Annotated in this window: 19 protein-coding genes; 11 read left to right on the top strand and 8 right to left on the bottom strand. The window is 71.6% G+C overall.

All coding sequences use genetic code 11. The annotated features are described in order from the left end of the window. Positions 1-35 precede the first annotated feature (35 nt). Positions 36-815: a hypothetical protein gene (locus tag OM98_RS02890; RefSeq protein WP_010533068.1), complete on the bottom strand. Its 780-nt coding sequence runs from the start codon at positions 813-815 to the stop codon at positions 36-38. 225 nt (positions 816-1,040) lie between these two features. On the opposite strand from OM98_RS02890, the gene OM98_RS02885 reads away from it, so the two are divergent. The 3 genes from OM98_RS02885 to OM98_RS02875 all read left to right on the top strand — a co-directional run bounded on the left by OM98_RS02885 (position 1,041) and on the right by OM98_RS02875 (position 3,930). Then, complete coding sequence (locus tag OM98_RS02885; protein ID WP_010533067.1) at positions 1,041-1,577, top strand: peptidylprolyl isomerase; 537 nt, start codon at positions 1,041-1,043, stop codon at positions 1,575-1,577. A gap of 157 nt (positions 1,578-1,734) precedes the next feature. Further along, the gene (locus tag OM98_RS02880) at positions 1,735-2,916 is read left to right on the top strand and encodes a winged helix DNA-binding domain-containing protein (RefSeq protein ID WP_010533066.1); all 1,182 of its coding nucleotides are present in this window, start codon (positions 1,735-1,737) and stop codon (positions 2,914-2,916) included. 81 nt (positions 2,917-2,997) lie between these two features. Continuing rightward, positions 2,998-3,930, top strand: coding sequence for a rhomboid family intramembrane serine protease (locus OM98_RS02875; protein WP_010533065.1), 933 nt, complete (start codon positions 2,998-3,000; stop codon positions 3,928-3,930). Positions 3,931-4,440: 510 nt separating this feature from the next. Here the strand turns inward: OM98_RS02875 and OM98_RS02870 are convergent. After that, on the bottom strand, positions 4,441-5,082 hold the full coding sequence (locus tag OM98_RS02870; RefSeq protein WP_010533064.1) for a pyroglutamyl-peptidase I: 642 nt from the start codon (positions 5,080-5,082) through the stop codon (positions 4,441-4,443). 197 nt (positions 5,083-5,279) lie between these two features. Here OM98_RS02870 and OM98_RS02865 point away from each other — a divergent pair, with 197 nt between their 5' ends. Continuing rightward, positions 5,280-6,017: a glutamine amidotransferase gene (locus tag OM98_RS02865; protein ID WP_010533063.1), complete on the top strand. Its 738-nt coding sequence runs from the start codon at positions 5,280-5,282 to the stop codon at positions 6,015-6,017. Between the two features lie 83 nt (positions 6,018-6,100). Further along, positions 6,101-6,961 carry a GH25 family lysozyme gene (locus tag OM98_RS02860; RefSeq protein ID WP_010533062.1) on the top strand — a complete coding sequence of 287 codons (861 nt, stop codon included), beginning with the start codon at positions 6,101-6,103 and terminating at the stop codon, positions 6,959-6,961. A 22-nt stretch (positions 6,962-6,983) separates the two neighbouring features. On the opposite strand, the gene OM98_RS14680 is transcribed toward OM98_RS02860, so the two are convergent. Next, positions 6,984-7,433: an SRPBCC domain-containing protein gene (locus OM98_RS14680; RefSeq protein WP_010533061.1), complete on the bottom strand. Its 450-nt coding sequence runs from the start codon at positions 7,431-7,433 to the stop codon at positions 6,984-6,986. A gap of 128 nt (positions 7,434-7,561) precedes the next feature. Here OM98_RS14680 and OM98_RS16080 point away from each other — a divergent pair, with 128 nt between their 5' ends. The 3 genes from OM98_RS16080 to OM98_RS02845 are packed head-to-tail and all read left to right on the top strand — an operon-like array spanning position 7,562 to position 8,568. Beyond that, the gene (locus OM98_RS16080) at positions 7,562-7,876 is read left to right on the top strand and encodes a GNAT family N-acetyltransferase (RefSeq protein ID WP_245528705.1); all 315 of its coding nucleotides are present in this window, start codon (positions 7,562-7,564) and stop codon (positions 7,874-7,876) included. A gap of 24 nt (positions 7,877-7,900) precedes the next feature. Further along, entirely contained in the window at positions 7,901-8,071 is a 171-nt protein-coding gene (locus OM98_RS16075) for a hypothetical protein (protein WP_245528704.1), read from the top strand. 47 nt (positions 8,072-8,118) lie between these two features. Beyond that, positions 8,119-8,568, top strand: coding sequence for a hypothetical protein (locus tag OM98_RS02845; protein ID WP_010533060.1), 450 nt, complete (start codon positions 8,119-8,121; stop codon positions 8,566-8,568). 13 nt (positions 8,569-8,581) lie between these two features. Here OM98_RS02845 and pdxH read toward each other — a convergent pair whose 3' ends face one another. Then, the gene (pdxH, locus tag OM98_RS02840; RefSeq protein WP_010533059.1) at positions 8,582-9,286 is read right to left on the bottom strand and encodes a pyridoxamine 5'-phosphate oxidase; all 705 of its coding nucleotides are present in this window, start codon (positions 9,284-9,286) and stop codon (positions 8,582-8,584) included. A gap of 91 nt (positions 9,287-9,377) precedes the next feature. After that, on the bottom strand, positions 9,378-10,181 hold the full coding sequence (locus OM98_RS14675) for a hypothetical protein (protein WP_010533058.1): 804 nt from the start codon (positions 10,179-10,181) through the stop codon (positions 9,378-9,380). A gap of 164 nt (positions 10,182-10,345) precedes the next feature. Between OM98_RS14675 and OM98_RS02830 the strand changes: the two genes are divergently transcribed. Further along, positions 10,346-10,984 carry a hypothetical protein gene (locus tag OM98_RS02830; RefSeq protein WP_139017552.1) on the top strand — a complete coding sequence of 213 codons (639 nt, stop codon included), beginning with the start codon at positions 10,346-10,348 and terminating at the stop codon, positions 10,982-10,984. A 31-nt stretch (positions 10,985-11,015) separates the two neighbouring features. Here OM98_RS02830 and OM98_RS02825 read toward each other — a convergent pair whose 3' ends face one another. Together OM98_RS02825 and OM98_RS02820 are read right to left on the bottom strand one after the other, a co-directional pair. Then, a complete protein-coding gene (locus tag OM98_RS02825) occupies positions 11,016-11,624 on the bottom strand; it encodes a GNAT family N-acetyltransferase (protein WP_010533056.1) in 609 nt (202 codons plus the stop codon). 177 nt (positions 11,625-11,801) lie between these two features. Further along, positions 11,802-12,485: an RsbRD N-terminal domain-containing protein gene (locus OM98_RS02820; RefSeq protein WP_010533055.1), complete on the bottom strand. Its 684-nt coding sequence runs from the start codon at positions 12,483-12,485 to the stop codon at positions 11,802-11,804. 247 nt (positions 12,486-12,732) lie between these two features. Between OM98_RS02820 and OM98_RS02815 the strand changes: the two genes are divergently transcribed. Beyond that, the gene (locus tag OM98_RS02815; protein WP_010533054.1) at positions 12,733-13,950 is read left to right on the top strand and encodes an acetyl-CoA C-acetyltransferase; all 1,218 of its coding nucleotides are present in this window, start codon (positions 12,733-12,735) and stop codon (positions 13,948-13,950) included. Next, positions 13,950-15,230, top strand: coding sequence for an acyl-CoA dehydrogenase family protein (locus tag OM98_RS02810; protein ID WP_010533053.1), 1,281 nt, complete (start codon positions 13,950-13,952; stop codon positions 15,228-15,230). The genes OM98_RS02815 and OM98_RS02810 overlap by 1 nt, the downstream gene beginning before the upstream one ends. Before the next feature lie 248 nt (positions 15,231-15,478). Here OM98_RS02810 and OM98_RS14990 read toward each other — a convergent pair whose 3' ends face one another. Beyond that, positions 15,479-16,768: a DUF2971 domain-containing protein gene (locus tag OM98_RS14990; RefSeq protein WP_083837673.1), complete on the bottom strand. Its 1,290-nt coding sequence runs from the start codon at positions 16,766-16,768 to the stop codon at positions 15,479-15,481. Positions 16,769-16,936 lie beyond the last annotated feature (168 nt).

Raw genomic sequence — 16,936 nt, 5'->3', positions numbered from 1 at the left:
GGCGTCCGGTCGGGATCAGGCGTGTGCGGTCAGGCTCAGGCGTCGCCGCGGTGGGTGCCGCGCTTCTCGCCCTCGGAGGCCTCGGGATCCGAGTCCACCTTGACCTCCTTGGGCTCGGTGTCCGAGCTGCGGTCCTCGCCCTTGAGCGAGGAGGCCACGTCGCCCGCGTCGGCGGAGCCGACGGTGTCGGAGACCTCGGAGGAGGCGGAGTCGTCCGCGGCGGAGGCCGGGTAGTGGGCGCGGGCGAAGTCGGCCGGCGGGGCCCAGGGGTCCTCCACCGGACGGGTCTTCTTCCAGGCCACGTAGCCCGCGGCGGCGCCGACGGCGGCCAGGCCGAGGACCAGCAGCACCTTCCCGGCGCGGCTCTTCTTCTGCACGGTGGGGGTGAGAGCGGCCGACTTGATGTCGCCCTGGCCCTTGTCGATCTCCTTGCGCGCGGCGTCCACGGCGGACCTCAGCACGGTGCCCGTGGTCTCCGCGGTCTTGCGGGCGCGGGGGAGGTAGTCGTCCTGCACGTCGTGCACGATCTTGTCGGCGCGCGGGCCGAGGTTCTGCGAGACGGTGCTCGAGATCTTCTCGCCCTGCTCGCGCAGGCGCCCCTCGACCACGGGGCCGTACTGGTCCACCAGGTCGGTCGCGCGGCTGCGGGCCTCGCGGGCGCCCTCGGAGACGACGGGGCCGACCTGGCCCGCCAGCTTCTGCAGCTCCTCGACGGCCTTCTCGGCCTTCTTCACGGTGCCGCCCGCGGTGACGGCCACGGCCTCCGCGTGCTTCTGGGCCTTCTTGGCCTCGCGCTTCTTCTTGCTCAGCGCCATGCTCGTTCCCCTTTCGGTCGAGTCCGCCGGGTCGGGCCGGCGGTGGTCCCTGGGCCACGAACGGTGCCTCTGCGCAGGAGACGACCGACTCGCGGTCCGTGTGGGGCAACTCTAACGCGAGCCCCCGACAGGCCTCCCAGGCGAACGGTCCGCGGGATTCCCGTTCGCTCCCGGCGCAGGCCGGGAGCCCCGGGCGGGCGCATCCCCGTGTGCGAAGATGACCGCATGTTCGCAACTCTGCACACCAACCACGGGGACATCCGCATCGAGCTGTTCCCGAACCACGCCCCGAAGACCGTCGACAACTTCGTGGGCCTCGCCGAGGGCTCCCGCGAGTTCACCGACCCCGAGAGCGGCCAGAAGGTCTCCCGCCCGTTCTACGACGGCGTGGTCTTCCACCGCATCATCTCCGGCTTCATGATCCAGGGAGGCGACCCGCTGGGCACCGGCACCGGCGGCCCCGGCTACACCTTCGACGACGAGATCTCGGAGAAGAACTTCAACGAGCCCTACGTGCTGGCCATGGCCAACGCCGGCAAGCGCGCCAACGCCATCACCGGCAAGCCCTCCGGCACCAACGGCTCGCAGTTCTTCATCACCGTGGGCCCGACCCCGCACCTGCAGGGCAAGCACACCGTCTTCGGCGAGGTCGCCGACGCCGACTCGAAGAAGGTCGTCGACGAGATCGCCGCGGCGAAGACCGACATGCGCGACCGCCCCCTCGAGGACGTCGTCATCGAGAGCGTCAGCATCGAGAAGTGATCCTGCGGCGGGCCCCGGCCCGCCCGATCCGCTCAGCGCCCCGGAGCCCTCGGCTCCGGGGCGCTGTCGTGTCCGGGCGTCTCAGGTCGTCGGGGGCGGTCCCGCACGGACGCGCCCCCGGGGCTCGAGGGTCGGGGCCGATGGCTACGCTCGGGCCATGCCCGCTTCCGCCCCGCGCCCTCCCCGCCACCTCGCCGGCGCCCGCCTGCTCGCCCAGGGTCTGATCGTCCCCGCCGACGGGGCCCCGACACCGACCCCGGCGCGGGTGGCCCGCTCCTTCGGGGCGCACCAGGGGCAGGACCTCGCGGGCGTGGTCTCCTCCCTCGCGCTGCGCAGCGGCGGGCGGGTGGAGCCGGTGCTGGAGGCCTTCGACCGCGGGGAGGTCGTGCGCGGGTACCCGATGCGCGGCACCGTCTTCGCCCTGGCCGCGGACACCCTGGCCTGGCTCACCGAGCTCTGCGCCGCCGGCCCCGTGCGCGCCGCGATCACCCGTCGCCCCACGCTGGGCCTGGACGAGGCCCAGGTGGCCCGGGCGGGGGAGGTGCTGGCCGAGCTCGTCGCCCCCGTCTCGGACCGCGGTGCGGGCCGCGGCGCGCTGCGGGCCGAGGTGATGCAGGCCTGGGAGGACGCCGGCATCGCCACCACCGGCGGCCGTGGCTACCACCTGCTCACCCATCACCTCTCCACGGGGCTGGTGGCCTACGGTCCCTGGCGGGAGGGGGAGACGGCCGTCGTGCTCGCCTCCTCCTGGCTGCCCCCGGGCAGCGACCTGGCCGGGGCCTTCGGCGGGGACCGCATCGCGGCCGTCGCCGAGCTGACCCGGCGCTACCTCCTCACCCATGGGCCCGCCTCGGAGCGGGACCTGGCCTGGTGGTCCAAGCTCCCGCTGGGGGAGATCCGTGCGGCCCTCCCACAGGTCGAGGCCGAGCTGGAGAGCGGCTGGGCCGACACCCAGGGTCACCTCCACGCCGACGCCGCCGCGGCCCGCAGGGGCGGCGGGGAGCGCCTGTGGTGGCGCCCGGGCCTGGCCGAGGAGTACGCCGCCCGGGAGAAGGAGTCGATGCGGGAGCTGCTGCTGCCCGGCTTCGACGAGCTGGTGCTGGGCTACCGCGACCGCCTGTTCCTGATGGACGAGGACCGCCACGACCGCCTCGTGCCCGGCAACAACGGGGTCTTCAAGCGCGCCGCCCTGCGCCGCGGGGAGGTGGTCGGCTTCTGGAGCCGCACCGGCACCGCCGGGAAGCGGAAGCTGGTGCTCGAGGAGCTCACCACGATCAGCCCCACCCAGCGCGGCCGCTTCGAGCGGCTGTTCCGCACCTTCCCGACCCCCGTGCCCTGAGCGGCCGGGTCATCGGGACGGCTCCGGCCGTGGTCGGTGCGCCCCCGGTCCCGCCCAGCGCCGTCGTGTAGGAATAGAGGCATGGATCGCCCCAGCTACGGCTACAGCGCCGAGGACCCCACCGGCGGTGACGCCGCTCAGCCGCAGGGCCAGCCGGTGTGCCCCCGCCACCCCGACCGCGTCAGCTACGTGCGCTGCAAGCGCTGCGACCGGCCCGCCTGCCCCGATTGCCAGCGCCCCACCTCCGTGGGCGTGCTCTGCGTGGACTGCGACCGCGAGCTCTCCCGCCAGCAGGCCTCGACCCGGCCCCGCAACGCGATGGGCGCCTCGGCGGGTGACCGGCGGCCCCTGGTCACCTACACGGTGATCGGCCTGTGCGTGGCCCTGTTCGCGGGGCAGGCGATCAGCGGCGGCATCGTCGAGCAGCTGCTGATCTTCGCCCCCTTCCGGGCGCTGGCCTACCCGTGGACCTTTCTCACTGCGGGCTTCCTGCACGGAGGGGTGATGCACCTGCTGCTGAACATGTACGCCCTGTGGATCATCGGGCAGTACCTCGAGAAGACCCTCGGGCACGTGCGTTTCGCGGCGATATACCTGACCTCGATCCTCGCCGGTCACACCGCGGTCATGCTGTTCACGGATGCCACCAGCCAGGCCTGGTACTCGGGCACCCTCGGGGCCAGCGGCGGCATCTTCGGCCTGTTCGCCGCGCTGTTCATCGTGAACCGGCGACTCGGCGGGCAGACCGCGCAGGTCGCGGTCCTGATCGGGCTGAACCTCGTCATCACCTTCCTGTTCCCCAACATCTCCTGGCAGGGCCACCTGGGCGGCCTGGTGATGGGGGCGGCGCTGACGGCCGGCATGTTCGCACTGCGGCCCAAGGTCAGCCCCGGCGCGGACCGGCAGGCCCTCGCCCGGCGCTCCGCCATCGCCCATGCTGCGGTGATCGCGGCCGGGGTGCTGGTGTGCGTGGCCCTGGTGGCGATGCGCGTCCTCATGGTCACGGGCGGCTGATGTCCTTCGCTCCGTCGGGTCGGCCCGCCGGTCGACACGCCACCGGACCAGCCGCCCCACCGAATGACACCACTGTGATTATCCCCAGTTGTGGACAGGAATGTGGATGACCGCGGTCGTCGGTGGACGAGACGCCCCATGTTGTGGACACCTCGCGGACTGCGGTGGATGACGGCGGCAGCATCCCGGTGCTGACCAGGCATGCGCCACCGCCGGCTCGCTCTCCTCGGCCCTCGCGGCGCCCCTGTCGGCACTCCCGGGAGGTACGGATCCCGGGAGCACGAATCGGACAGAACGGCGCGAAAAGGTGCGCCCTGCCTGGTGTGATGCGGGCGACGCGACCCGGAGGGCCCGGATCGGGTGGGTGTGGACGACCCAGGGTCGGCCCAGCAGCAACGTGCCCGCGGCCGGTGGACCGGTGTTCCGTGGAACCTGGGGAACTACATGTCTGTCATTCATCCACCGATGTGGACAGCGATGTGGACAGACCCGTTCCGAGGCTCCGCACGGTCAGGAGATCGTCCCGCCGGGGCGCCGCAGATCCTCGCTCGTCCCCAGCGCGGCGCGCGCCATCGCTGCCACCGCGCGCGCCTGCTCGGCGGGCCCGACCACGTCCTCCTCGGGCACATGGACGAAGCCGCCGCGCACCCCGTCCAGCGCCGGGTCCGTCGTCAACAGGTGCATCAGGCGGTAGAAGACGTCGTTGCAGACGAAGGTGCCCGCCGTCTGCGAGACGGAGGCGGGCACGCCCCGCTCCGTGCCCGCGGCGACCAGCGCCTTGATCGGCAGCGAGGAGAAGTACGCGGCGGGTCCGCCCGACACCACGGGCTCGTCCACCGGATGCGCCCCGGTGCCATCGGGGATGCGGGCATCGCGCACGTTGATCGCCACCCGCTCCGGGGTGATCCCGCGGCGACCGGAGGCCAGGCCCGTCGCCAGCACCACCCCGGGGCGCTCCGCGCGGACGGCTTCGGCCAGCAGGTCCCCGGCCCGTCCGAACTCCACCGGCAGCACCAGCGCCCTGGTCGGCACGCCCTGCTCGCGCAGCAGCGTCGCCGCCGCCCCGACCGCGGTGGCGGAGGGATTCGAGGTGGCCCCGTCGAAGGGCTCGAAACCGGTCAGCAGGACGCGCGGGGCATCGGTGGAAGGCATGTCAGGAGCCTAGGACCCCGGAACGTAATGCCGCGTCGTCCAGCAGCGCTTCGTCCTGGACCCGGCGGACCTGGACCGCCCCGAGCGGCCCGTCGAGGTCCACGGCCTCACGCCCGCCCTGCGGGAGCTGCTGGGCGCCTGAGCGGTCCGCCCGAGCGGTGGCCGGGGCAGGTCCGCGACGGGATTAGCATGCTGGGGTGAAACCGTTCGTGCTGATCGCCACCCGCCCCGAGGACGACGTCGCCGAGCGCGAGTACGAGTCCGTGCTCCGGTTCACGGGCCTGGCCGAGCGGGACCTGATATGGGCGCGGCTGGACCGCGACCCCTTCCCCGCCCTCACCGGTGAGGACCTCTCCGGCATCCTCGTCGCCGGCAGCCCCTTCACCTACTCGGACCCCGCCGAGTCCAAGAGCGCCGCCCAGGCGCGGGCCGAGGCCGAGATCTTCCGCGTCCTCGACCAGGTCTTCGCCGAGGACATCCCCTTCCTCGGCGCCTGCTACGGCGTCGGCACCCTCGGCACCCACCAGGGCGCCCGCATCGACCGCACCTTCGGCGAACCCATCGGCGCGATCCCCGTGCACCTCACCGACGCCGGCCGCGAAGACCCCCTGATCCGCGCCTCCGGCCTGCCGGACACCTTCACCGCCCTCGTCGGCCACAAGGAAGCCGTGCACACCCTGCCCCCGCATGCCGAGGCGCTGGTGGCCGGGGAGGCGTGCCCCGCGCAGATGTTCCGCGCCGGCCCCCGCCAGTACGCCACCCAGTTCCACCCGGAGCTCGACGTGCCGCTGATCATCGAGCGCGCCCGCCACTACCGCGAGCACGGCTACTTCGACCCGGAGCAGATGGAGGAGATCTTCGCCGAGCTGGGACAGAAGAGCGCCGACGAGCCGCCGCGGCTGCTGCGCGCCTTCGCCGAGCACTTCGCGCGCTGAACCGGGCAGGCGCGAGCCGGCCGGACGGTCCCCGGCCGTGCGTCCTGCGTGATGCCCCGGCGACTGTCCGGTAGCGTCCAGCCGTGCCCTCCTACAGCCGTGCGCAGGTCCGACGCCGTCAGCGCCTCGTCCTCGCCGTCGCCGCGGTGATCCTCCTGCTGCTGATCGGCGGCTGCACGCGGCTGCTGATCGGCGTGTTCGGCGACGGTCGCAGCCCCTTCGAGGCCGATGACGAGGCGATGAGCGTGCCGGAGACTCCCGCCGACGCCGCTGCCCACGAGCAGCTCCCCGAGAACATCGTGCTCGAGGCCGACGAGGTGATGGGCATCGACGTCTCCAGCTACCAGCAGGAGATCGACTGGGAGCAGGTGGCCGGCGACGGCTACGGCTTCGCCTACATCAAGGCCACCGAGGGCGCCGGGTACACGGACGCGCGCATCCGCGAGAACTGGGAGGGCGCGCAGGCCGCCGGCATCACCCCCGGCGCCTACCACTACTTCACCCTGTGCTCCCCGGGCGCCGAGCAGGCCGAGGACTTCCTGGCCGCGGTGCCGCCGGACGACACCGCCCTGCCGCCCGCCCTGGACCTCGAGTTCGACGGCGCCTGCGACGAGCGCCCCGAGGCGGACGACGCCCAGGCGGAGATCGACGCCTTCACCGCCGCCGTCGAGGAGGCCTGGGGGCGGCGCATGGTCATCTACTCCTCCAGTCAGTGGCGCGAGCACTACGGCCTGCCCGCCACCGACTCCCGCCCCGACTGGCTCTACGCCGGCGCGGGCCGCCCCGGCCAGGACGACTGGGCGGTGTGGCAGCTCCGCTTCGACGGCGAGGTCTCCGGCATCGAGGGGGAGGTCGACATCGATGTGGCCCGCATCGAGGTGCTGCGCGACCACGCCGAGATCCCGTCGGGCGAGGAAGAGCTCACCCACGCCCCGGAGGAGTGATCACGCAGCCGAGGCGCCCCGCTCAGGTCGGCATGTCGTCCTCGGCGCCGCGCTCGGCCTCGACCTCCCGGGCCAGATCCTCCAGCGCCTGCTCCCAGTGCTCGCGCTGGGCCTGCTGCTCGGCCGGCCCCTCCAGGCGCTCGAGGTGGACCACGAGCTCCGTGCCGTGCTCGGCGGGATCCAGGCTGACCATCAGCTCGGTGTCGTGCTCCAGCTCCCGCGGGCGCCAGCGCAGCCGCACCCGCTCCCCGAGATGGCAGCCGATCACGTGGCCCCGCACCTGGTCGCCCCGGCGCAACGGCGCGCCCACCATCTGCGGCACCGCGTCCACGTCGAGCCATCTCGGCAGCCACTCGGCAAGCAGGGGAAACCAGAGTTCCTCCTGGTCACCGGGGACGACGCGGCGGACCCCGAGGTCCAGCTCGCGGCCGCGCAACGGGGTGACGCCCAGGGATGCCTGATCGATCGTCATGCTTCCACGGTAGGGATCCGTGGCCCGGGTCACAAGGCGGGTCGACGGCGGTCGGCGGCTCGTCACCGAGTGTTCCGCCGGGATCCGTATGCTCGACGCGCACCGTCCATTCCGTCCCGAGGAGCCCGATGAATCCCTGGACCAACCGCCCCGAGCAGCCCGGCGACGCCCCCGAGATCCGCCGCGTCCTCGAGGCGGCCTTCCCGACCGCCGAGGAGGCCGAGCTGGTCGATGCCCTGCGCGGCGACGAGGCAGCCTGGATCGACGGCCTGTCCCAGGTGGCGGTCGATGAGGACGGGCGCATCATCGCCCAGGCTCTGCTCACGCGGTGCTTCGTCGACGGCGCGCCGGCACTCGCCCTCGCCCCCTGCACCACCGTGCCCGCGCTGCAGGGTCGTGGCGCCGGAAGCGCGGCGATCGAGGCGGTGCTCGCCGCGGCCTGAGCGCAGGGGGAGAACCTCGTCGTCGTGCTCGGCCACCCCGGCTACTACCCGCGCTTCGGCTTCACCCCCGCCTCCCGCATCGGCGTCTCCGCACCCTTCGAGGTGCCGGACGACGCCTTCCTGACGCTCGCGCTGGACCCCGACGCCCCCACCCCACGCGGCACCGTCGCCTATGCGAGCGCCTTCGGGGTCTGAGCCCGGGGCACCGCTCGTTCTTCGCTCCCGCCGGGCATGCTGGGGCCATGTCCCCGCTGCTGCCCGCGCGTCGCGTGCGCGCGGACCCCGACCACCCGCCCGCCCCGGGGGAGTGGCCCGCGACCGTCGCCGGCGTGTACGGCCTGAACCCACAGGGCGGCTCGACCTCCGCTTTGCACCGCACCCGGGCCGGCGAGTCGCCGCTGGCGGAGCACCTGCAGCTGGTCCGCGAGGGCGGCGCCTCGCGCGAGGGATTCTTCCTGCGCGCCGAGACCATGCACTCGCTGTTCACCCACCAGGAGGAGATCACGGTCGACGCCGGCATCCAGGTGGTCATCTCCACCCATTCCCCGGTGCTCGCGGCCTTCCCGGGGGCGCGGCTGCTGGAGCTGGGGGACTGGGGGATGCGCGAGAGCAGCTACGAGGAGCTCGACCTGGTCCGGTCCCGGCGCGCCTTCCTCGATGCCCCGCAGCGCTTCCTGCGGCACCTGCCCTGAAGGCCGGGACGGGTCAGGGCTGCAGGCGCTCCCGCCGCCAGGCGCCCTCGGCGGTGCGCGTGTAGACCAGGCGGTCGTGCAGCCGGTCGCCGCGGCCCTGCCAGAACTCGAACCGTTCCGGCACGATCCGGTAGCCGCCCCAGAACGGCGGCCGCGGCACCTCGCCGTCCTCGAAGCGCTCCTCGACCACGGTGAAGGCCCGCTCCAGCTCCTCCCGGGAGGCGACCGGGGCGGACTGCTGCGAGGCCCAGGCCCCGAGCTGCGAGCCGCGGGGCCGCGAAGCGAAGTAGGCGTCGGAGCTGGCATCGTCCAGCAGCTCCGCCCGGCCCTCGATGCGCACCTGTCGCTGCAGCGCGTACCAGGGCAGCAGCAGCGAGGCCCACGGCGTCGCCGCCAGCTCCTGCCCCTTCGCCGAGCCGCGATTCGTATAGACGAGGAGGCCCTCCGGGCCGCTCCCCTTCAGCAGCACGGTGCGCGAGCGGGGGCGCGGGGTGCCGTCCTCGGCCAGGTGCACGGTGGACAGCACCACGGCGGAGGGCTCGACCAGGTCGTCCCGGGTGTCGCGACGGTCCAGGGCCTCCTGCATCCACGCGGCGAACAGGGGGAAGGGCTCGGACGGCGCGGAATCGTCCAGGTGGCCGGCGCGGTAGTCGACGCGCTCCCCGGCCAGCGGGTCGGGCACCGAGGAGGGGCGGATCGGATCGGCGGGCGACGTCATGCCCGCGATCCTAGGGCCGCCGTGCCCGACCGCGGACACCGGAACGGCCCGTCCTCCGCACGGAGGACGGGCCGAGGCGGCCGGGCACGGCTCAGGAGGCCGGGATGGTCACGGTGTGGGTGAACTCGGGGATCGTCGTGTCCTCCCCGATCACCTCCGACTCGGGCCGGGTGTAGGTGACCTCGTAGGTGTCCTGCCGGGGACCCTCCGTGACGAAGCCGATCCAGGCCGGGGCGAGGTCGCCGTCGCGGCGGGAGTGCAGCTCCATCGCGGTGTAGCCGGCCTCGGAGATCTCGGTGCTGAGGCTCGACCAGGCGGTGTTGCCGTTCTCGATCGAGAAGTCCGAGGGGGAGATCGAGCCGCCCCACTGACCGGAGGGGGACATCTCGAACTGCAGGTAGATGACCTCCTTCCCGTCCTCGACGTCGTAGGAGAAGGACTCGGAGGGCATGTCGCGCATCGCGGAGATGATGCGGAACTCGTCGTCGAGCTCCTCGTCGGTGAAGGTCTCCTCGATGCCGACCTCGGCGGAAGACCCGCCTGAGGTGGCGGTGTCGTCCTCCGTCTCATCCTCGGACTCGGTGTCCTCCTCGGTCTCGGTGTCGGAGGTGTCCTCCTCGGAGCTCTCGTCCGAGGTGTCCTCCTCGCTCTCGTCCTGGGTGTCCTCCTCGGGGTGTCCTGGTCCTCGCGCTCGTCCTCGTCGGACCCGGTGCTCAGGAGGCCGCAGCCCGAGAGGGCCATCAGGCCGATCCCGCCCACGGCGGCTCGGCGGGTCATCTGTCCTCGTGTGGTCGTGCGCTTCATGATCTCCCCCTGGAGGTTGCGGGCCGGCGGGTCCGGCTGCCGGGTCGGGAGCGATGGGTGCTCGCTCGGCGTCGAGTCTGCAACGATCCACCGGCGACGACGATGGGGAGCACTCCCCGGGCAGCACTGTCGCCCCAGGTCAGCCACGCATTCGAGGCTGACGGGAGGGTCAGGGGCGGGCCGTGGACGGCACCTACCCGTGGGGGGCGGCCACGGCTATCGTGCAGGCACGGAACCTCGCACATGGGAGCGGGCATGGCAGGGACGATGGCGCCGCGGCGTCGGGGGATGGTCAGGGCGCTCGGCGCGGCCCTCGCCCTCGTCCTGCTGGCGTGCGTGGTCATCGGGGTGCAGGCGATGCTGGCGGACCCGGCGATCGGGGACACGCGCACCCCGGCGACGCTCTCGCGGGAGGGGCTGCTGGTCGGGAGCCGCATGCAGCCGGCACGGATCGGCTACGACTCGATGAGTTGGCCGACGGCGCTCGGCACCGTCACCGTCGCGGTGCTGCGGGCCGACCTGGCCCCGCGGGGGGCCAAGCAGCTCCACGAGCCGACCGTCCACGGCGGGCGCTGCGATCAGCGTCTGGTCGTGCAGCTGCGCGTCTCCTACCTGGGCTCCGGCACCTATGCGCCGGCCGAGGACCTGCAGGTGCAGCGCATGCGGACCCCCTTCGAGGCGGTCGACGCGGAGCCCGGCCTGGAGGAGCTGCGCACCCCGCTGCTGGATCCGGCCATCGAGCTCGCCGACGGCTCCACGGTGACCGGTGACGTGCTGTTCACCGATCCCGCGGGCAGTTCGGCGCGGGGGAACATCGTGGTCAGCACCGCGGAGGGGGCGGCCGTGCATGTCGACTCGGGGCTCGCCGGGAGCGGCCGCCCGCCGGGGTGCTGAGCCGCGCGGACGGGCGCGGCGGGTCCTCGGCTCAGCGCACCATCCGCAGCTCGACGACGTCCGCCACCGCCGCGTCGACCGTGCGGGTGCCGTCCGGGCGGAAGCCGTGCTTCTCGTAGAAGCGGCGGGCGCGGGGGTTGTCCTCAGCCACCCAGAGGCTCGCGGGGCCGTCGCCGAGGGTGGCGTCCAGCAGGGCCGCGCCGAGCCCGGTGCCGTACCAGCCGGTGTCGATGTACAGCAGCGTCAGCTCGCGCTCCCGGACCGGAGGCTCGTCCCGCGAGGGGAGGGACCCGGCCACCCCCACCACGGTCCCGCCCGCATCGCGTCCCGCCCGGAACACCCCGGGCGTGCCGGAGGCCGGGTCCAGCCAGTGCTCCCACTGGCGCGTGCGCCGGGTCAGGGCCTCGGCGCCGAACCAGGACGCGTCCAGCAGGTGTCCGTAGGCCACGCGCCAGCCCTCGGTGTGGACCCGCGCGAGGGCCGGGGCGTCCGCGGGCCGCGGGGCGTCGACGGTGACGTGGGCGCCGGCGGCGGCGAAGGCCCGGGCGCGGGCGGCGCCGATGCCGGAGGCCCCGCAGGTGACGAGGGCGCGGCGGCCCTCGAGGCGGGCTCCGTCGGACGGGGGTTGGGGGGCGGTCACGCGGAACGCTCCTTCCGGGGTCGGTGCAGGGCGATGGTCTCCGGGCTCGCCCCGATGCCCATCCGCCAGCTCAGCGCGCCGAGGTCGACCAGGCCGGTGCGACCCACCCGGTGCGCCGTCTCCAGCACCCGGGTGGCGCCCGCGAAGGACGTCGGCAGCTCCTCCAGCGGCCCGGGCTCACCGAGGGCGAGGGTCGTCCCCGCGAGAGCTCCTCCGGCGGCGGCGGTGCCGGTGACCTGGTCCGGCGCCGGGGGAGGGGTGCCGACCAGGATGCCCAGGGCGGTGTCCCCGTGCGGGGCGGCGAGCACCCGGCACCCCGAAGGCCGCCGCCCCGGCGCGCAGCTCGGTCGGGATCAGGCCCGTGAGCACGGCATCCCGGATCCAGCGGGCGCGGCGGGAGGAGGCCGCGAGGGCCTGCGCGATGCTGCCCTCCTGGTGGACCACCACGGCGCGGGTGGAGAAGGAGTCCCCGAGGGCCCAGAGCTGGGTGGAGAAGGCCAGGACCTCGTCGGCCGACAGACCCTGGTCGGGGGCGAGCGCGAGCAGGCGGCCCAGGAACACCCGCATGCAGATGCGGAAGCCGGCCAGCACGCTGCCGATGGAGACGCCCTGCGCCATCCGCTCCAGGGCCAGCTCCTCCGCCTCGTCGATCTCGCCCGGGTCGGGGGCGCGATCGGCCAGGATGGTGCGGAAGGTGAGGTCCAGGTTGCGGCCGATGGAGGAGTGCAGGGAGGACTCCGGCACGTTCTCGTACCCCGGCACCGTGTCGCGGATGGCGCGGGCGACCTCGGGCACCAGGGTCTGGTCCTGCTCCAGGGTGTCCACCAGTTCGCGGATGATCGCGGCGGGGGTCTGCGGCATCGTCGGCGCCCTCCTCGGCATGGTCGGGGCGGATCTCCCCAGGGGGAACTCTAGGGCCGTCGCGGTGGTGCCGGCGCACGACGGCCGGGGTGTCGGCCGGGTCGCGGGCGACGTGGGCGGACGGACCCGCGGTTGCACTTCCCCACAGTTATCTGGAACCCGTAGTATCAGGAACAGTCGTCGCCGTCGGACGGCCCCCGCACCCATCGCCGGGCGCTCCGCGGCACCACCGTCGAAGGAGATCTACGTGCCCGAGGCCGTCATCGTCGCCGCCCACCGCTCCCCGATCGGACGCGCCCGCAAGGGCTCGCTCAAGGACGTCCGCCCCGACGACCTGGTCGGCCAGATGGTCCGCGCCGCCCTGGACTCGGTGCCCGCGCTGGACCCCACCACCATCGACGACCTGCAGCTCGGCTGCGCGATCCCCGAGGGCTACCAGGGCGGCAACCTCGCCCGCACCGTCGCCGTGCGCCTCGGCCTGGACACCGTGCCCGGCGCGACCGTCACCCGCTTCTGCGCCTCCTCGATCGAGACCACCCGCTCCGCCTTCCACGCCATCCGCGCCGGCGAGGCCCACACGATCATCTCCGCGGGCGTCGAGCAGATCTCCATGAGCAGCGGCAAGCTGATGGAGGAGGACGCCCGCGACCCGCTGTTCCAGCAGGCATGGGAGCGCACCGAGCGCCGCGCCACCCGCGAGATCCCCGCCCCCTGGCACGACCCCCGCGAGGACGGCGAGCTGCCCGACGCCTACATCACCATGGGCCAGACCGCGGAGAACGTCGCCGAGCTGCGCGGCGTCACCCGCGCCGCCCAGGACGAGTACGCGGTCCGCTCGCAGAACCGCGCCGAGGCCGCCAGGGCCGCCGGCTTCTACGACCGCGACATCACCCCCGTCACCCTGGCCGACGGCTCCCTGGTCACCGCCGACGACTCCCCGCGCGCCGGGGTGACCCTCGAGGCCGTCTCCGGCCTGGACCCCGTCTTTCGCCCGGACGGCACCGTCACCGCCGGCAACTGCTGCCCCCTGAACGACGGCGCCGCCGCGCTGGTCGTCATGTCCGACGTCCGCGCCCACGAGCTGGGCCTCACCCCGCTGGCCCGCGTCGTCTCCACCGGCGTCTCCGGCCTCAGCCCCGAGATCATGGGCCTCGGTCCCGTCGAGGCCACCAGCCGGGCGCTCGCGAACGCCGGCATGGGCATCGGCGACATCGACCTGGTCGAGTTCAACGAGGCCTTCGCCGCGCAGGTGCTGCCCGCCGCCGAGGACATCGGCATCGACCACGACAAGCTCAACGTGCACGGCGGCGCCATCGCACTCGGCCACCCCTGGGGCTCCACCGGCGCCCGCATGACCACCACCCTGATCCACGGCCTGCAGGAGCGCGACGGCGCGCTCGGGCTCGCCACCCTCTGCGTGGGCGGCGGCCAGGGCATGGCCCTGATCCTCGAGAGGATGTCCTGATGACCAGCACCGATACCCGTGACACCGTCGCCACCGCGCGCGCCGTGGTGACCCCGCCGAGCGCCCCCGCCGCGACTCCTGCGGAGCTGCTGCCCCCGGAGGCCGACCACTACGCCCTGTTCCAGCAGGTCGCCGGCGAGGACCTGGAGGCCTGGCGGACCGCCCGCTCGATCGCGGAGGAGGTGCTGCCCGAGATCAACGACTGGTGGGACCGCGGCGAGTACCCGCTGCACCTGCTGGGGCGCCTCGGCGAGCTCGACCTGTTCACCGACGGCCTGCGGCTGCCCGGCCACCGGCAGCTGTCGCCGCTGGCCACGGGCCTGGTGAACATGGAGCTGTCCCGCCTCGACGGCTCCGTCGGCACCATGGTCGGCGTGCAGGGCGGCCTGGCGCTGCGCTCCATCGTGCTGCTGGGCTCCGAGGAGCAGAAGCAGCGCTGGGTGGAGCCCATCGCCGCCGGCACCGAGTACGCCGCCTTCGCCCTCACCGAGCCCGACCACGGCTCCGACTCCGTCTCCCTGGAGACCACCGCCCGCCGCGAGGGCGACGGCTGGGTGCTGACCGGCGAGAAGCGCTGGATCGGCAACGGCGTGAACGGGCACGTCACCGTCGTCTGGGCGCGCGTCGACGACCCCGAGGACCTCGATGGCTCCGGCCTGCACGGCCAGGTCTCCGGCTTCCTCGTCGAGCAGGACCTGCCCGGGTACACCGCCGAGGTGATCCGCGGGAAGGTCGCGCTGCGCGCCATCCACCAGGCCCAGATCACCCTGGACGGGGTGCGTCTGCGCGTCGAGGCGCGCCTGCCCCGGGCGCGGTCCTTCAAGGACACCGCCCGGGTGCTGTTCGCGACCCGCGCCGGCGTGGCCTGGGGCGCCCTCGGTCACGCCACCGCCTGCTACGAGTCCGCGCTCGAGCACGCCCGCACCCGCATCCAGTTCGGCCGCCCCCTGGCGAAGGCCCAGCACGTCCAGGTGCGCCTGGCCGACATGCTGCAGACCCTCACCGCCATGCAGCTGACCTGCGTGCGCATCGCCCAGCTGGAGGCCGAGGGCACCATCACCCCCGAGCAGGCCAGCCTCGCCAAGGTCCACAACACCCGCGGCGCCCGTTCCATCGCCGCCGACGCCCGCGATCTCCTGGGCGGCTCCGGCATCCTGCTGGAGAACCGCGTGGCCCGCCACAAGGCCGACATCGAGGCCCTGCACACCTACGAGGGCACCGACACCATGCAGTCCCTCATCGTTGGCCGGAAGGTCACGGGGGTCAGCGCCTTCGCGTGACCCCACACCCTTGCCACTGTCATGTCCATTCAATGTGCGATTGATGTCATCAGATGTGAATAGCGCCGAAAGAACGACTGAGTCCGGCAGGTTTCACCTACCAACAACGCTTGCCGGAAATCTTCCAACGTCTCGTAAACTTGGAATTGCGGAATGCGCCATAGCATATTGTCGTGATATTGCTAATGATGAGACCGACCAGCCGACCGGGGGGGGGGCAGCCAATTGTTCGCAAGAAATCTTGCTTTTCAAGGGAGCCATTCTTGAAGAGCTTGTTTTAAACCCTCCAGGTCGCGGACTGCCCCACGGTCTGACGGAGAGACGCTGAGACTGATAACCTTCTGCTCCATTTTGCTTCCTCGTTGAAGTAGTGCCATCAACGACATTTTTGCGGCGGCGTCGGACCTAAGTTCAAGGTAAATGAGGCCGGGTCCAGATGTATGAGGGAAATCAATTCGACAAACTGGTAATTCCTGGCCGGACAACGGGAAAGTAAACTTCGGAAGAAGAAAACTAGTCACGCATAATCCCCGCCGTTGGAGCGCAGTAACGGCTTCCGCCGCTAGCTTCTCCACGTAATATTGGACCAGGGATAGTAGATAAGGACGTTCATCGCATTCTTGGTCGCGGATTGTGGTTTGTTCGGGAATGCATTCTTTGGTGTGAAGGTGCCGACCTCCTAGGGTCGGTAGCCAGTTTCGCTGGGGCGGCCCCACGGTTGGGCTCGTTGCAATCGGTTCCGGGTCGAATGGATGGTCCCCACTTAGACGCGTTGACACAACTGGAACTCCAATCCCCGCATCTTCGACGGCCCAGCAAATGCTCTGAGTGTCATCCCTTCTCGTGTCGTCGGTAACGATTATTCTTCGCAGACAGTTTCGAATGGGTATGAAGGCGGGCTCTCCGCAGGAATTGATCACGACGAGGCGAAATTCGTTTTCGTATGACCAATTTATGTGCTTCGTAAAATATGAGGCGCACGAAAATTTTGTGAGGTGCCCGGCCACGGCGCCTGCACGCGGATATGTCTCGTCTGGGTACAGAATGTTAGGAATATGCAACGCATTGCTGTCAGGACTCAGGTAGAGGACATCTCCGGCCATACGGATGCCGGTTGAGTCCGTGGCGCGAACAAATTCATCTTCGAGTGCCTTCTTGTCAAATTCTAGACAAACGCCACTTGCGCCCTCCGCAAAATGAACCCACATTGCAGCCTGCGCCCAAACGCGGTGCGAGTCCTGGGTGAGGTCACTGTTTGCGCGCGGTGCCGTATAGCTTTTGGAGAAACAGAGCATTTGCGGGTACTTTGTCATCCAGTCGTCACAATGGCGCTGGTGCTCTTGAAAGCGGTTTTCTCCAAGGGTGCCAGTAAATCCCTCGATGCCGAAGCCGGGTGCGAGGCGAACCCTTTCTCGCGGATCCATGGATCGCCCGAAGCTACTAAAGCGAAGTTTACCTTGAGGGAGAATGTACGAGAGGAGAGTCTTGGTCGTTGTGAAATGATGAATTGTGCCATCTGGCATCCCGAGGTCTGTCATGTGGCAATGGTAAGGCAGGCGGCGAGCCGATAGGTCCGATCTATACGTGCCTGACGATAGTTTCTACTTTGTGATCTAGTGGTTTCGCGAGTAAGGCGGCGGACGAAGTCCTCCCAGGTGCCCTGGTTGGGGCCTTTGTGATCGTGGGCAAGCGGAAACCTCTCTGGT

Source organism: Brachybacterium squillarum M-6-3, from assembly GCF_000225825.1.
Lineage (GTDB): Bacteria > Actinomycetota > Actinomycetes > Actinomycetales > Dermabacteraceae > Brachybacterium > Brachybacterium squillarum.
This window is presented reverse-complemented; position numbering and strand designations above follow the sequence as displayed.

Coding starts and splice junctions, on each gene's coding strand:
- OM98_RS14990 (WP_083837673.1), bottom strand. CDS start 16,768: ATGACAGACCTCGGGATGCCAGATGGCACAATTCATCATTTCACAACG.
- OM98_RS14680 (WP_010533061.1), bottom strand. CDS start 7,433: ATGACGATCGATCAGGCATCCCTGGGCGTCACCCCGTTGCGCGGCCGC.
- OM98_RS02870 (WP_010533064.1), bottom strand. CDS start 5,082: ATGCCTTCCACCGATGCCCCGCGCGTCCTGCTGACCGGTTTCGAGCCC.
- OM98_RS02845 (WP_010533060.1), top strand. CDS start 8,119: ATGTCCCCGCTGCTGCCCGCGCGTCGCGTGCGCGCGGACCCCGACCAC.
- OM98_RS02880 (WP_010533066.1), top strand. CDS start 1,735: ATGCCCGCTTCCGCCCCGCGCCCTCCCCGCCACCTCGCCGGCGCCCGC.
- pdxH (WP_010533059.1), bottom strand. CDS start 9,286: ATGACGTCGCCCGCCGATCCGATCCGCCCCTCCTCGGTGCCCGACCCG.
- OM98_RS02890 (WP_010533068.1), bottom strand. CDS start 815: ATGGCGCTGAGCAAGAAGAAGCGCGAGGCCAAGAAGGCCCAGAAGCAC.
- OM98_RS16080 (WP_245528705.1), top strand. CDS start 7,562: ATGAATCCCTGGACCAACCGCCCCGAGCAGCCCGGCGACGCCCCCGAG.
- OM98_RS02820 (WP_010533055.1), bottom strand. CDS start 12,485: ATGCCGCAGACCCCCGCCGCGATCATCCGCGAACTGGTGGACACCCTG.
- OM98_RS02885 (WP_010533067.1), top strand. CDS start 1,041: ATGTTCGCAACTCTGCACACCAACCACGGGGACATCCGCATCGAGCTG.
- OM98_RS02830 (WP_139017552.1), top strand. CDS start 10,346: ATGGCAGGGACGATGGCGCCGCGGCGTCGGGGGATGGTCAGGGCGCTC.
- OM98_RS02875 (WP_010533065.1), top strand. CDS start 2,998: ATGGATCGCCCCAGCTACGGCTACAGCGCCGAGGACCCCACCGGCGGT.
- OM98_RS02810 (WP_010533053.1), top strand. CDS start 13,950: ATGACCAGCACCGATACCCGTGACACCGTCGCCACCGCGCGCGCCGTG.